Genomic DNA, 15450 nt, shown 5'->3' with positions numbered 1-15450 from the left:
AACCGGAATTATTTATCCAGGATTTCGCTCAGCTTCTGCTCCAGCGCCTGACCGCGCAGATTTTTGGCGATGATCTTCCCTTCCTTATCGAGTAAATACGTGGTTGGAATTACCTGAACCGAGTATTGCAGAGCAACCGGCGCACTTCCGTTCTTCTTGCCCAGCACGTTAGTCCAGACCATGCCATCGGATTCGATTGCTTTCAGCCATTTGTCGCGGCTGTCATCAAGCGAGATGCTAAACACTTCAAATCCTTTGTCTTTATATTTATTGTAAACCCGAACCACATTCGGATTTTCCTGGCGGCAGGGGCCGCACCACGACGCCCAGAAGTCGATCAGCACGTACTTGCCCCGCAACGAGGAAAGGCTTATTTCCTGACCTTTCGTATTCTCCAGCGTTACATCCGGCGCTATTGAACCCTCTACAATAGCCACCTGATTAGCTTGCGCCTTCATTTCCGCTTTGGTCATGTTCACAAAGTTGATGAAGGCTTTAGCCTGTTTACCATTCGAACCTGCCTGTTGCATTTTTTGCGCCAGCGATTCATACAACTCAAAATGTTCCCGGGGCTCCAGATACTTAAGAGCAATCATAGCCACGGTTGCGGTTCCCATCTGCGGAATCATCGCTTTCACGGTCTGGATTACCTCCTGATTGGCTGTTACCACTTCCTGATCAATTGCCTGACCGGCTTTTAAATCGTTCTTTTCGGCCGCTTTCGCGGCCCGTTTTTGCCAATCTTTGTGCTTTTCCCGCATCCGGGTATCGATAGCCACAATTCTTGGATAAAACTCCATGTTTGTGGAACCCGTTACCTGTAACTTACTTTTATCTTTGGCGTCGGCAGTAACAACCAGATTTTCGCCCCCATCGACCAGTAAACTAGCCGTCTGTTCGTTGGCAATGTTTAATTTAAAGAAACTGCCGCCGTTCATTTCACGTCCTTTTAGGGCAAACTTACCAGACGCGTCGATCTGAGCCGAATCGAGTTTTTTCGAAAGCTGTTCGTTCGTTTCCAGATAAGCTTTGCTACCTGGCCGGGCGTTTTGAACTGTACCCGAAACCGTAAACTCTTTTCCGGCATCCTGAGCTACCGTTGCCCACGGCAAGGTCAAAACCAGTAAAGCGACAAACCCAATCCGATTTTTTTTCATCTTACCTTGTACATTATGAGGGAGAAGACAACGCTTTTTGAAGCAACTCATTGGTCAGTTTAGGATCGGCGCTGCCTTTCGACTTTTTCATCACCTCACCCACAAACAGGCCCATCAACCCTTTTTTGCCCTTTTTGAACTCCTTGACTTTATCGGGCCAGGCTGCCAGCACCTCATCTACCAACGTTTGTAAGGCATCGGTATTGCGATTTTGCAGCAAATTCTGTTCCTGCGCCACTTGCTCCGGCGACTTTTCGGGCTGTTCAATCAATACTGGGAAAATCCGCTGGCTGGCCGACGAAAAACTCACCTTGCCGGAATCCACCAGATTAATCAATTCCGCCAGTTTTTCGGCGATCAGCGGAAACTGTCCGTCGCGCAGAGCTTTTTCGGTCAATTGCGCTTTGATCGGCCCCATTATCCAGTTAGAGACCGCTTTGTAGTTGGTAGTTTTCTGGCTAACGGCTTCGAAATAATCCGCCAGTTCTTTGATATCCGCCAGCAAGGTGGCGTCGTATTCGGGCAAACCGTACTGGCTCAGAAGCTTTTCATACCGTTCTTTCGGCAAAGCGGGCATTTGATCACGAATCGAAGCCAGCCATTCGTCCGAAATAATCACCGGGCTCAAATCTGGATCCGGAAAATACCGGTAATCGTTCATGGTTTCCTTCATCCGCATGCCATGAGTCAGGCCGGTAGTGGCGTCAAACATCCGGGTTTCCTGCACAATGGTGCCGCCCTTTTCAATCAGGTCCACCTGACGTCGTAGCTCGCTTTCAATCGCTCGCTGGACGTTGCGGATGGAATTCATATTCTTGATCTCGACTTTCGTTCCGAATGCTTCAGCGCCCCACAGCCGCACCGAAATGTTGACATCGCAGCGCAGTGAGCCTTCTTCCATGTTACCATCGCAAATATCCAGGTAACGCACCAGCCGCCGAACTTCGGTCAGGTAAGCCGCTGCTTCTTCCGCACTTTGAATCACCGGATCGGTCACCATTTCAATCAGCGGAGTTCCGGCCCGGTTGTAATCGAGCAGCGTGTTCCAGTCATTGTCGTGAATGCTTTTTCCGGCATCTTCTTCCAGGTGAATGTGGTGCAACTGAACCGCCCGCTCAATGGTCTGGCCGCTCGAATCCTTGAATTTGACCGGCACCTCACCCCCAACGCAAATAGGGGTTTTATCCTGCGAAAGCTGGTAACCTTTGGGGAGATCAGGGTAGAAGTAGTTTTTACGGGCAAAAACCGTGTATTGCGTAATCGCCGAGCGGCAGGCCAACCCCATCCGAACCGCCAGTTCAACGGCTTTGCGATTGAGTTTTGGCAACGTGCCCGGGTGCCCGAGTGTGATCACACTAATGTTGGTATTCGGCTCGCTGCCAAACTGATTGGAATCGGCGGCAAAGATTTTTGTGGCGGTCAGCAGCTGACAGTGCACTTCCAGCCCAATTACCAACTCATACTTTGCCAGTACCTCGGCGGATACCGCCTTTTCAGCCGTTTCAGTAACCATGAACCTGTATTGTATTATAAATGAATCGAATAATTGGTAAAGATACGGTTAAAATCTCATTTCATTATTCAAGGGCGTACTTGCAAAAAACCATTTTTTATTGAACAATTCCGTCACAAACCGTAACAATAAAAACAACTTTTAGCAACCTTATTGATTGGCAATACATTGCACTCAAATAAGTTATAAATTGAATTACCAATACTTTCTATTATCTATTTAAAATAGTGGCAATAGTTTTAATTGTACTTTATTTATTTACCCAAATTTAATACAACCATGAAAAGGAAAATTTACAAGCACATGAATCTGAAAAAAGTATGGCCAATACTCGTATTAACGATTTGGTTAGACACTAATCTGGCGCACGCTCAGGCACCTGTTTCTTTGGCTGAAAAAGACACGCCAGCCATGCAATTGTCTTTCCGGGAAATAGGTAAACTGAAATTTCGGCTGGAAATTACGCAGCCCTTGTTGCAGCTGCATGATAACGTTGCTGTTTTTATCATGAGCGATAACCGGCAAATCCTTTACGCCAATAACTATTCACACCACGAGCTCCGCGTCACTACTTTCGATCTTTCAACGCTGCAGGATGGTACCTATAGCTTTGAGGTACGCTCGGGTGGGCAACGGTTTGCGCAATTATTTGACATCAAAACAAAAATGAAGCGGATCATCCTGGATCGAAACTAAAAACCAGCCAAAAACGGCCAGAAACTTTACTTCTGGCCGTTTTTGGCTATTGAACAGATATTGATGCCCCGTATCTTTTAAAGCTACTATGGCACAGTTCCTATCGATAGCCTACCCGCAACCGCTTCTTAACGTCTCCGCTTCTTCTTGCTTGACTTGCCCGATGAACGTCTAACCGGCGCCTTTTTCCGACCAGACGGTTTTTTCTTCACCGATTTTCGCCCGGCTGTTGGTTTCTTTTTAACCACTTTGGTAGCCACCGGCGCTACGGTTTCCGTCGCGGCTGTTTCGCCCTGTTTGGCCGCCAGCAGGTAAATGAGCGACGCCGTGCCGTCCATCGTCGGTTCGTTGGTGCTGTAATCACCGTAATCATCATGGTAGACAACCAGATCACTCTGAAACGCTTCGTATTCATCGGGTTCTTTCAGCTCAATCCCAATGAGATTTTTGTAAATTCGGCCATACACGGGACCATCGACCAAACCACCATCAATGGGGTAATTGGCTAAGTGCGTGAAAGCCGAATGCGGATCGGCGGGGGTATCCGCCCCAGCGGGCAAACCGTACACAAAGCTGGTTCCCCACGGATTACAACCAAACAACCAGTCAAAACACGCCTGCTCAAGCTGTGCGTAACGCGTGTCGCCCGTCAGTTTGCGGTACCAATAACACTGAATAGCAAACGAAGTCGTGAGGTTGTTACTGCACCAGATAAACGGAATCCCCCGATAAAAAGCGTTTCCCTCGGCTTTTTGCCGGACTTTCTCGATACCACTGCGGTAAAAGCCGACAATGTGCTGCCGACGCGAATCGACTAACCGCTTGGCTACTTCATAATGGCCGATATTGATGAAAGGATACCATTGATAGTGTCGGGCAGTATCGGCTCCCAGCCAGGGTGTTATGGGTTCAATCAGGCCGTACGCATAAGCACTATTGAGATAATCGGCGGCTTTATAGCCTTGAACACGAGCGGCATTATACATTTCGGCAGCCGCCAGCTCCATATCATCAACGTAATTGTCTTCTTCATAAAAATAGGGCGTGCGACCCGGCGCCGTCTGACAAACACCAGGTTTTTGCATGCCCAGCGTGTAAGCTGATTGAGCCCGTTGCCACAATTTCTCGGCATAATCCTCATCGCGCCGGCGGAGCATCTGATAACCCAGCGCAAAGGCACTGCTGAATTTTCCCGCGGTCGAAGCAACGCCCGTTGCCCGGTTTTTGTGTTTAAAGAGGCCCTGTGGTTTGCCAGTGGCAAAATAAACGGGTCGTTCATACCCTTTGCCGTAGGCCGAATCTAGTTTAGGAATTCGCAGCCCGGCATGATCCCGGTCGTCGGCCAGTTGGTTAAACATCCAATCGTCTTTCGGATGCATTTTCAGCAGCCAGTCGAGGCCCCAGCGGGCTTCGTCCAGCACATCGGCCTGGTTGTTACTGCCCGCCAGCCCGTTTGCCAGGTGCTGATCAGCAAATACCTTCGGAAAATCGCGGTAAGCGGCCAGGAGGTGATAGGTGGCGTTGGCAGAAGTTGTCACATATTGCAGGTAATCCGAGGCATCATGCCAGCCACCCGACACATCAATGTGCGTGCTGTCGGGCATGGGACCATACATCGTGTATCCGTCGTGAGTATGGCATGAATCTTTCAGGAAGGGATTGTAACCACTGCGCTGCTGGCGCATGTAGCGCAAACAAAAATCAGCCGTACCGTTATATACGTCTTCGCCGATTCGAAACTCTGGTGATTGGACAGACCCGGCTCTAAGGTAATACCGTCCGGGTTTACGAAAACCCGAAAAATCAAGGCGATGCGTTTGGGAGAACGGGCCATAAGCGCCAAAATCTTTTCCGGCCGTATGCTCATAAACGACCTTTCCGGTGGCCACCTCGACAACCTGAAAAGACGGAACGGTTACATTTTCCGTTTTTCCGGCCCATACTGCCACTTTGGGGCTGGCGGGGCGATAGCCTAGGTAATTAATTCGTATCCAGGCTTGTTCATCCTGCGTGGACCGAAATGCAAAAACCCCTATAATTCCTATAAGAAGTACAAACAGCAAAAATAATTTCCTCATCGATAGGCAAGTTACGATTTTTACCGTTCGCCGAAGACAAGGACCTATAAATGAACAAACCCATTTCCAGCTTTAATCGATTACTGGAAATGGGTTCATGTATGGATATAGTTAATAGCTTTTTCGGAAGGGGATTAACAACGCCGTTCGAGCATCTCGAGAATACGCAGCCACGGCATACCACTGCGTATAAATTCATCCAGCGGAATTTCAGAAAGGATATTATAACGCTTCTCTAAAAACTCTCTTTCCTCAACGGGTTGATCCTTTTTGGAGGAATGCTGGCGATAAATTTCGTCACCCATCATGCTGGATAAGAGGTAGTATTGATTGTATTGCATAAGAGTACTTACTTTTCGGTGGCACAAAGTTAGTCTACAAAAAAACACCCTCCAACCCGTTCAAACAGATTCTCGTTAACAACTGCCTCCAAATCAGGAGAAAACCGTTTGTTTGATCGTTCTAAGGAAGTAAGCAAAAATGGTGAGATATACTTAATAGACGCAACTTAGCCCCAAAAGTCACTTTTCGATTTTCTTTTGTTAGTTTGTGGTTAGTGTTCCCCCCCCCGAATAGCTCCGTAAACTGCCATCATACATGGCATCAGCCGATACCGGCCCCAAGGCAAATCGCCCTTTTGAAACGACGCGCACCAGGTAATAAAATATTTTTGGCGTTGTGCCGGCGGCTGCGGTAAAAAAGTGAATGCGGTCGTCGCGTACGTCGAAGTGATCAGGCACTGAAGCACCCTTGATCCACGGCATTTCGCGGGGTTCGGTCAGGCGCGGATTCTCGATCTCAAAACCCGCGGGCAGCATATCCGTAATCACCACGTTATTGACGGGAAGCCCGTTGTCACTCGCCAGTGAAATCCGGACCACCACCAGATCATTCTGCTTGAACGACGTGACTGGAAGCCCATCCCGGTTCAGAAACTCCCGACGAACTCGCAAACCCGCATCTTCTTCCGTGTACCTACCCGTAGTACTCAGTCCTTCCGTTTGAGCAAACCAGTACAGATTGCCCTGGCCCTGCGCCTTCAACGTCAGTTTCCGGTTAGCAATACCGTTCGTCAGGGTCAGCGGTTTGCCCGTAAATTGTCCAACGGGCTGCCCGTCGGCCAACACGGTAGCTATAGCCGTTGATGTAGCAGCTTTTTTGGCTATTTTGCCCAGCGCCAGAACCGCAAAAACGGATTCCTGCGTGTTCAGATACGCGCTGGAATTCAACGCCCGTGACAGTTGCCGGGCCAGCCCCGGAATTTGCAGGTTGTCGGGATCGGTTTCCAGTAGGGTATTCAATACCAGCGCCAGATTGCGGATAGGAGAGGCATAGCTCCCGCCCGATTGCCGCCGGTTGGTGGTGTTGGTAAACTTTTTAGGCAGTAGTGCTTCATAACTGCGCGTATCGCCGGTCAGGTAGAAGGTTGCTGCCAGCAAATACCGGCTATCCGCCGTTAGCAGGGCGTCGTTCGGACGCAGCGCCGTGTTTTTGTAATAATTCATGGCCGATCGATTAGGTTGCCCACTCAACGACAGCGTGTATAAGCTGTACAGATTCTGCCGGCTAACAATCTTGCGAACGATGTTTCCGGTTTCCTGATAAATGATTTCCTCTTCCAGCGCCGGATTGTTGGTGCGCGTCGTCAGACGATCTAGTGCTTTGCTGTAAACGGATGGATTCACTTCAAAACCGGCACGCCGGGCTTCGGTCAGGAAATGAACCGCGTAAGCCGAAGACCAGCCGTCTTCCTTGGGTGTACCCGGCCACATGCTAAAACCACCGTCGGCTAGTTGCATAGATTCTATGCGCCGGATCGCTGCCTGAACAGTATAGTTCGGATTTAAATCATTCTCGCCCGACCGCACGAAATACGTCCCCGGTTTGCCTACCGTTTTAAGCAATTCGGCGAAGTAAAGCTGCGGAAACGCCTTGGAAATTGTCTGTTCCATACACCCATATGGATACCCCAGTAAATACGATAATTCTTTGCCCAACTGAACCATCGGCGACCGGCTGACGAGCAGCTGGCTCCGCACCGTGCCGGGCATGAATGCATTTGTCAGGTCAATGATTTGGGATTGATTAGTCGTTACTACGCCCGATGTTGCGGTTTTCAGCAGTGACGTTACCGGACGCACCGTCAGGTCAATGCTTTCGCTAAAGGTCTCTTTTAACCCCTTCACCAAAACCGTGATGTTGCCCGCTCCAATGGCGTTTTTTGCTTTTACGGCAAACGTTGCGCGGGCTTCCTGACCAGGCCCGATGGTTAGCGGCTGAGTGGTCGACCCTGTCATTTGCAAAGCACCATTCAGCTTCAGCGAGGCCGTAACGGTGGCGGGTTGGCGGGTGGTATTACTAATGGTAACGGGCAGGCTCAGTTCGTCACCCGGACTTAAAAACCGGGACGCACCCGTGCTGATGACAATTGGGTCGGCTACTTTCATGTTTTTGCTCGCCGATCCGAACGCCTTGTCCTTATACGCTACGGCCATCACGCGCAAATCCCCCGAGAACTGCGGAATGGCTACGTCAAAACTGGCTTCCCCGTTGCCATTAGCTTTCAGGACGCCACTCCAGAGCGCCACCAGCTTTACCCGCCCGTTGCTCAACGGATTGATGCGTTTGCCCAGCTCGTAGCCATCGCCACCAAACGACGAACTTCCACTGATGGTCAATTCAGGGAAAAGGAATGAATACAAATCGTGGCTATTGACTTCCAGCGCGCGTTTTTGGTAAAAATAGCCGTGTATATCGGGTGTTTGGTAGTTCTTGAGTTGCAGAATCCCTTCATCGACAACGGCAACCGTCAGCTCCGCGTTGGGTTTGGTTTTGATGGCAATACGCTGCTTTGTTTTGGAACGGGACTGCGCTACCGCCGTAATCGCTACCGGCAGTTTTGTATCCGGATTCTGCACCGGAACAGGAGCCACACCGTGGGCCACCATGAGGGGTAGATTCGAATCATCAACGGGCCGAATGAGCGTGGCCGTCACATAAACCGTTGGCAGGTGCTCTTCCGTCAGCTTAAACGACAGCTCGGCGGCTTTCTGATCGGTTTCCAGCACGTGCGTTTCCAATACGCTGTTGCGCTCCAGGGTCACCAGCAGTTTGCCGGCAAACGGGGTCTTAAAAAGCACTTTCGCCTTGTCACCCACTTGATACTGCTCTTTATCAAATTCCATCAACACCTGGCCTTCCGTGCTGACTTCAAATGAGGAACTCTGGGTGGCTCCCCAGCCGTAGGCGTAGTACGATGCTGCCGTGTAAGCCGCCGTTCGCTCTCCAGCTTGGTCCGCCCGCCGGATGCGTACTTCATACTCGCCCGAAACCGTCGGCACGTAGCTGAATCGAGCGCGTCCATCGCCCAATGTCATGCTGTTGCTGTAGACGACTTTTTCGCGCTTTTTGGATACGTACCGCAACTGCTCGTACTGTTTTTCAATAACCGTCTGGTATTCGAACCGCACCACTTCCACCAGCGCCGTTGCGCCTTTCTGAAGATTTCCGTTTCGGTCTACGGCCACGACTTCGACGGGCAATGGAGCGTTGGTGCCTACGTACGAATCGGCCAGCCGGATGCCATAAAAGGTTTCCTGGGTAAATACGTCAAGTCGTTTCAGGCGGTTTACCGGGCGGCTGTTTTCGTCGAAAACCGTTACGAATAGCTTTCCTTCCAGCACACCGATATTGCGGTAGCTGGCCAGTATCGGAAACCGTTCTATGGCCTGCCCGCCAGCGTTGGTAACCCCCTGGCGCAGATTCTTCTCAAACGATGCATCACTCTGGATGGCAAAGGTGTATTCGGGAAACTGTTTGGCCGTAAACACCCGCTGTTTGAGTTGTAAATCCATTTCGTAGGTTCGTCCGGTGGCGGGGGGGCCAAATAAATTCGTGGCGGTGGCCGTCATGGTGATGGTTTCGCCGGTTTTGTAAGCATCGCGCTCCGTGTGGGTTTCTACCCGGATGCGATCCGGAATGAATTCTTCAATACTGATGGTACGTGATGCCAGCAACACTTCATTGGCGTTGTAAATCTCGGTTACGTAGGTACCCGTCACAGCCGCCAAATCAATCGGAACATCCGTTACCACGGCCCCCTGTCCGTTCGTCGTTTGCCGGAGCACCCGGTATTCTTTGCCATTGGGCGACAACACTTTGATTTTCAGCGGGATTTCGCCGACGGTTTCCCAAACCGCGTTGCGAATAACAGTATTGAAATGAATCGTTTCGCCGGGCCGATAAATAGTACGGTCACCGTACACAAAGGCGTCAAAACCCGTTGAATTATCACGCTTGCCTTCCACTTCAAACCGCGATGTTTCTACTTTCGCATCCTTTAGCATCAGGTAATTAAAATCGTCGTCGGTTTTGGCCAACACCAGCGCCAGCTTCGAACCCGGATTTTTCTCCGTGATTTTCTCGAAGTGTGCTACGCCTTTGCCGTTGGTCTGGACCGTAGCCATTTCCTGGTTATTGCTGCTAATCAGCGAAATGGATACATTGGCCAGTGGCTCAGCGGTTTTGATGGAATTGGCAAACACCCAGACCTCGTCTTTCCCCTGCTTGGCTATCAGGCCAATGTCCGACACCGAAATAAGCTTGGTCGCGTTGATGTAAACATTTTCTTTTGAACTGACGGTGACCAGATAAATGCCACGGGGCGGATTCGGCCGGACGGCAACCTGATCGGGAAGCGACAGATTGAGCGCAGCAACGCCTTTCACTTTAGGCAGATTGGCCGTTTCAACGGTTTTATGAACGAGCAGATCGCTGTAATTCTGTTGCTCGTCTTCGTAATACGTGTGCGTACCGAGCGGTTGCCAGGTTCCGTCTACTTCGCCGTATTCTTCATAACGCCCGGAGCGCAGGTAATGCAGGATATTATTCTCGTAAATCTTCGCGATTTTCACCTCAACTTTCGGCACATTCACGATGCTGACGCCCACGTTTCGCGCGCCTTTCGACGTCAGGTAAACCGCCCTTTTATTGACAAATGAAATACCGGCGGGCATTTTTCCGAAAAATACGTCCTTCGAAACGCCCTCTTCCAGCTGCGCTCCCAGTACCCCCTTAACCTGATTGGTCAGCGTCAGCACGTAGGTTTCCGTTTCATTGAACGCGCCCCGGATGATAAAACCGTTTTCTGTGAGTTCGGCACGGGTTTCGGCTTCCGGCGACAACGTGTAATACGCACTCAATTGGTCGGCCCGTAACTCCTGAGTGGTAATGACCCGAATAACACCTTCGTTGTTCTCAAAACCGGTTTTCACATCCACGATGTCCAGTTTGTGGGGCGAAGGGAGGGCCGCGGTTTGTTCAAAATTTTCTTTCGTGCTGAAGGTGGTGTTCGGTATTTTCAGCCCTTTTCCAACCTGTATTTTCACCGGCATTTCGTTCCGGGCCGACGGCGCATTGACCACCACAACCGGGATGGTTTCGGTAGGAGCTGCTTGCAAAACCTGCGTAGACAACGGTTTTTCTTGCGCTTCCATTTTCAACAACCCCGCCAGTTCAGAACCGCTCACCGGGTAGTTGAAATTCAGTTTTGCTTTGGCAACCGGGCGTCCTGCTTCCCCGCGCGTCCACCAGAACTCCACGTTTGTCAGCTGGAGATACGGCGTATGAAATGCAATCGTTTCGTTGTCAAGGCTGTATTGGGTGCTATTTTGCTGCCGAACCAGCGTATTGTTCAGTTCAGCTTTGTATTCCGTGGCCGGTTTAAAGGATACAGCGGGCGAAAAAACCAGTTCGTTGGGCGCGGTCCATTTGAAACTTCCCGCAACAGCCGGCGAAAACGTGATGTATTGCGTTGAATCCCATTCGTTAAGTCGCCCTTCCGATACCAAATCTTTGCTGAACGTAAAAACTAGATTTTGATTTTGAGCCACTTCATCCTCAAAGTTTTGATTGATAAGCCGAACGGAGTTACTCAGGTGGGAACAGGTAGTCAGCAGGAATAGCGCAGAGGCAGCAACAAACAGGCGCAGAGGCATCCTCATGGTTAACAAACGGTTACGGTAAAGAACGGCGAAAGGTCTTAAAAATAGTTGGCATTTTGCAAGAAGACTTCATAAATGGTCATATCAGGCCCAAAACCAGTACCCGATCTGTCTAATTGCGGCCCTTAAAATGAAAAAGCCACGTTCCGAAATGGATCAACGTGGCTTTTCCGCTCATTGAGTTTGCTCTGTTATTCTTTCCAGCGCCATTCGTTAGCAATTTGCAAGGGGGTTCGCAGACCCTGTGCAATCAGAAATTCGCGGGTTTTGGCATCGTCCATCCGTTTGGTCGGAATCTCATCAGCATTAGCCAGCGCATACAGCAACATGGCCGAATAACGAACGGTATTTTTCAGTTGATCCTTATTAACCAGTTTCATGTTATCACAATTTGCGTGGTAACAATCCAGGACATTTCGCTCAAGGTGACCGCTCATGCCCACAACCGGCACGCCTTCCATCATAAAAGGCTGGTGATCACTGTGCAAACCCGCCTGATTAGACATGACATTCTGGAAATTGGGTTCGACCTGTTTGATGGTTTCGCCAATTTCGGTTAGAAATGGCATCATTTCGCTGCGGCCAAACGCGTTCAGACCGCTGGGATCGTTGGTCATGTCCAGGTTCAGAATACACCGCACATTATCCAGCTGACCGTTCTTTTTTAAGTCCTCAACGAAGCTCCGCGAGCCGAGCAACCCCTGCTCTTCGCCCATGAACATCACAAACTCAATAGTGCGTTTTGGCTTGATTTTGAGCGCCTTGAACGTCCGGGCAATGTCGAGTACCGAGAACGAACCGATGCCGTTGTCGATCGCACCGGTGGCCAGGTCCCAGGAATCGAGGTGGCCGCCGATGATGATTTTCTCCTCCGGGTACTTGGTACCTTTCAGCGTTGCGACGACATTCCGCGCCTTGATTTTTTTGCTCACGTTGGTCATGTCGATCAACGCCTGTAAATTCTTTTCGGCCTGCATCCATTGCCGGATTTCCTGTCCACTTTCCATCGAGATACAAACCGATGGAATCGGAATCAGTTTCCCCGTAACGGAAGCGGTTCCGGTCAACAGCACATTGCCGGGCACCAGATTGACCATAATGACGCCAGAGGCACCGTGCTGCACGGCCAGGGCCGTTTTTTCGGAGCGATGCAGGTTGCGGGCGCCTTTCGTGGGAGCTGATAACCCGATGTTAACGAGCGCGATTCGGCCTTTCAGTTTGTCTTTTACGGCGGCAAAATCACCTTCCAGACCGTTTCCTACGTCCACAATGTCGCCCTGCACGTGCGCTTCGACGGGAGAATGGGCCAGCGCCACCACTTCAACATCCCGGAAATTATCACTTTTCCGGGGAACAACCGCCAGCGTCACCGTGTCCCGAAGCCATGATTCTACTTCAAACGGGGCGTATTTCGTCTCCGAATAACCGTATTGTTTGAAAAGATTATGCGTGTATTCTTCCGCGCGGCTACCGTTGCGACTGCCCGTCAGCCGGTGGCCTATTTTTTGGGTAGCTTCGGTTAATGTTTCGTAGGCGCGGCCATTTTGGAGTACCTCCTGATTAATTTTTGAAAATACTTTTTGCAGCGACGAACGGTTTTGGTTTTGTCCACCGTCAAGTAAGTCGTCGGATTTTCGCAGGGTGTGGGAACTTAACAAATAAATACCGCCCGAAAGCAGTAAATAAACGTAAACTTTTTTGCGCATAGTGAGGCTAGCCGTATAACTCTTCAAAATAACAAAAAACCCGCTGAATGCCATTTGTAAATACCTAAAAAACTTTCAGTTTCTTTGCCGGATCAACCCAACTCAACGAATCGCGAAAAAAACGTGTTTATTGGGTTTAGCTTAGTTCGTATCCTTCTATGAAAAACGCGCAGACGACACCAATTCCGCCAAAAGCCGCCATAAAACCGACCGAATTGATCAACCACGGTCACACCCGCATCGATAATTATTACTGGCTCAATGAACGGGAAAACCCCGAAGTGCTCGATTACCTGAAAGCCGAAAATGAGTATTTGGAACAGGTTCTGTCACCCGTCAAAGAGTTTCGGGAACAGCTGTTCGACGAAATGAAAGGGCGCATCAAGCAGCAGGACGAGTCGGTCCCGTATAAAGAAGGTAATTTTTATTACTATACCCGGTTTGTGGAGGGCGGTGAGTATCCCATCTACTGCCGGAAACCGGGTTCGCTGGATGCCGACGAAGAGATTGTGCTGGATGTAAACGAGATGGCAAAACCGTACCCGTATTACAACATCGGCGGGCTGGAAGTATCGGACAACGAAGAACTGGTGGCCTACGGCGAAGATACCGTCAGCCGCCGGATGTATACCCTGCGGATCAAGAACCTGAAAACCGGCGAAATTTACCCCGACGCCATTCCAGACACGGAAGGCGGCAGTTATGCCTGGGCGGCTGATAATCAGACGCTTTTTTACATCCGAAAAGATCCGCAAACGCTACTTGGCTATCAGGTATTCCGCCATACGCTGGGCACCGATCCGGCCGAAGATGTGCTGCTGTTCGAAGAAACGGATAACCAGTTTTACCTTGGTCTGGGCCGCATGAAGTCGAAGAAGTACATTGCGGTGGTCTCGGATCACAACGGCGTTGCGACGGAATACCGGCTCCTGGAAGCCAGCAATCCGAAGGGAGGCTTTGTGGTATTTCTGCCCCGCGAAAAAGGGCACGAATACGATATCCAGCACCTGGAAACGACCTTTTACGTCCGAACCAACTGGAAAGCCGACAATTTCCGGCTGATGGAAGTAAAAGAAAATAAAACGAACGACCGTTCGGCCTGGAAAGAAGTGATTCCGCACCGGCCCAATGTGTATCTGGAACAATTGGATGCGTTCAAAAATCACCTGGTGCTGGGTGAGCGGAAAGACGGTTTGATCCACCTGCGGGTGATCGACCAGCGGAACAAACAAGAACATTACCTCAATTTCGGCGAACCGGCCTACGTTGCGGGTATTGGGCACAATCCCGATTTTAACACGAACATTCTGCGGTTTGGCTATTCGTCGCTGACCACACCGAGCTCCACCTTCGATTACAACATGGATACGAAGGAAAAAACGCTGATGAAACAGCAGGAAGTACTCGGCGATTTTGACCCGGATCATTATACTTCAGAACGCATTATTGTCAAGTCCCGGGACGGTGCCAAAGTGCCGGTTTCGATCGTGTATCGCAAAGATACACCCGTTGACGGTTCGGCTCCGCTGCTGCAATATGCATACGGTTCCTACGGTTATTCGATCGATCCAAGCTTTAGCTCCACGCGCCTGAGCCTGCTCGACCGGGGTTTTCTGTTCGCCATTGCTCACATCCGGGGTGGGCAGGAGATGGGCCGGAAATGGTACGACAACGGCAAGATGCTCAAGAAGAAAAACACTTTCAATGATTTCGTGGATGTGTCGGCCCATTTGATTGCCAGTCAATACACCAGCGCCGATCGGCTGTTTGCGATGGGCGGCAGCGCCGGCGGGTTGCTCATGGGCGCGGTTGTTAACCAGAAGCCGGAACTCTACCGGGGTGTGGTGGCCTCCGTACCGTTTGTTGATGTGGTCACCACCATGCTCGACGAAAGCATTCCACTGACAACGGGCGAGTTTGAAGAATGGGGCAATCCGAAAATCAAGAAGTATTACGATTACATGCTTTCGTATTCGCCGTACGACAACGTCAAAGAACAGGCCTACCCGAATATGCTGGTTATGACTGGCTTGCACGATTCGCAGGTTCAGTATTGGGAACCGGCCAAATGGGTTGCCAAACTCCGGACGATGAAAACCGATACGAACCAGTTGTTGCTGCATACGAATCTGGAAGCGGGCCACGGCGGGGCATCCGGACGGTTTGAAGCGTTGAAGGAAATTGCACTGGAGTATGCGTTCATCCTCAATCTGGTCGGAATTCAGTCGTAATCGGCGGGCGAAAGCAACCAAAAAACCGCCAAAGCGTTGTATAAGGAAGGCTTTCCGAAACCGACGG

The 15450-nt window shown here is 50.4% G+C and carries 8 protein-coding genes; 2 read left to right on the top strand and 6 right to left on the bottom strand.

Features of this window, described 5'->3' with window-relative positions; all coding sequences use genetic code 11:
- Positions 1-8: 8 nt before the first annotated feature.
- Positions 9-1157: a redoxin domain-containing protein gene (locus ACYVH9_RS00120; protein ID WP_460634253.1), complete on the bottom strand. Its 1149-nt coding sequence runs from the start codon at positions 1155-1157 to the stop codon at positions 9-11.
- A gap of 13 nt (positions 1158-1170) precedes the next feature.
- Positions 1171-2670, bottom strand: coding sequence for an Asp-tRNA(Asn)/Glu-tRNA(Gln) amidotransferase subunit GatB (gene gatB / locus ACYVH9_RS00115; protein ID WP_460634252.1), 1500 nt, complete (start codon positions 2668-2670; stop codon positions 1171-1173).
- Positions 2671-2949: 279 nt separating this feature from the next.
- Between gatB and ACYVH9_RS00110 the strand changes: the two genes are divergently transcribed.
- Positions 2950-3366, top strand: a complete 417-nt coding sequence (locus ACYVH9_RS00110) for a hypothetical protein (RefSeq protein WP_460634251.1) — start codon at positions 2950-2952, stop codon at positions 3364-3366.
- 128 nt (positions 3367-3494) lie between these two features.
- Here ACYVH9_RS00110 and ACYVH9_RS00105 read toward each other — a convergent pair whose 3' ends face one another.
- The 4 genes from ACYVH9_RS00105 to ACYVH9_RS00090 form a co-directional block, all read right to left on the bottom strand.
- Positions 3495-5444 carry a glycoside hydrolase family 9 protein gene (locus ACYVH9_RS00105; RefSeq protein WP_460634250.1) on the bottom strand — a complete coding sequence of 650 codons (1950 nt, stop codon included), beginning with the start codon at positions 5442-5444 and terminating at the stop codon, positions 3495-3497.
- Positions 5445-5578: 134 nt separating this feature from the next.
- Positions 5579-5785 (bottom strand): hypothetical protein, encoded by a 207-nt coding sequence (locus ACYVH9_RS00100; RefSeq protein ID WP_460634249.1) that lies wholly within the window; start codon positions 5783-5785, stop codon positions 5579-5581.
- 201 nt (positions 5786-5986) lie between these two features.
- Positions 5987-11446 (bottom strand): alpha-2-macroglobulin family protein, encoded by a 5460-nt coding sequence (locus tag ACYVH9_RS00095; protein WP_460634248.1) that lies wholly within the window; start codon positions 11444-11446, stop codon positions 5987-5989.
- A 191-nt stretch (positions 11447-11637) separates the two neighbouring features.
- Positions 11638-13152, bottom strand: a complete 1515-nt coding sequence (locus ACYVH9_RS00090; protein ID WP_460634247.1) for a M20/M25/M40 family metallo-hydrolase — start codon at positions 13150-13152, stop codon at positions 11638-11640.
- A gap of 158 nt (positions 13153-13310) precedes the next feature.
- Between ACYVH9_RS00090 and ACYVH9_RS00085 the strand changes: the two genes are divergently transcribed.
- Positions 13311-15383 carry a S9 family peptidase gene (locus tag ACYVH9_RS00085; RefSeq protein WP_460634246.1) on the top strand — a complete coding sequence of 691 codons (2073 nt, stop codon included), beginning with the start codon at positions 13311-13313 and terminating at the stop codon, positions 15381-15383.
- The last annotated feature ends 67 nt before the right edge of the window (positions 15384-15450 follow it).

The sequence above is a fragment of the Larkinella harenae genome, from assembly GCF_054780515.1.
This window is presented reverse-complemented; position numbering and strand designations above follow the sequence as displayed.

Coding starts and splice junctions, on each gene's coding strand:
- ACYVH9_RS00100 (WP_460634249.1), bottom strand. CDS start 5,785: ATGCAATACAATCAATACTACCTCTTATCCAGCATGATGGGTGACGAA.
- ACYVH9_RS00120 (WP_460634253.1), bottom strand. CDS start 1,157: ATGAAAAAAAATCGGATTGGGTTTGTCGCTTTACTGGTTTTGACCTTG.
- ACYVH9_RS00105 (WP_460634250.1), bottom strand. CDS start 5,444: ATGAGGAAATTATTTTTGCTGTTTGTACTTCTTATAGGAATTATAGGG.
- ACYVH9_RS00110 (WP_460634251.1), top strand. CDS start 2,950: ATGAAAAGGAAAATTTACAAGCACATGAATCTGAAAAAAGTATGGCCA.
- ACYVH9_RS00090 (WP_460634247.1), bottom strand. CDS start 13,152: ATGCGCAAAAAAGTTTACGTTTATTTACTGCTTTCGGGCGGTATTTAT.
- gatB (WP_460634252.1), bottom strand. CDS start 2,670: ATGGTTACTGAAACGGCTGAAAAGGCGGTATCCGCCGAGGTACTGGCA.
- ACYVH9_RS00095 (WP_460634248.1), bottom strand. CDS start 11,446: ATGAGGATGCCTCTGCGCCTGTTTGTTGCTGCCTCTGCGCTATTCCTG.
- ACYVH9_RS00085 (WP_460634246.1), top strand. CDS start 13,311: ATGAAAAACGCGCAGACGACACCAATTCCGCCAAAAGCCGCCATAAAA.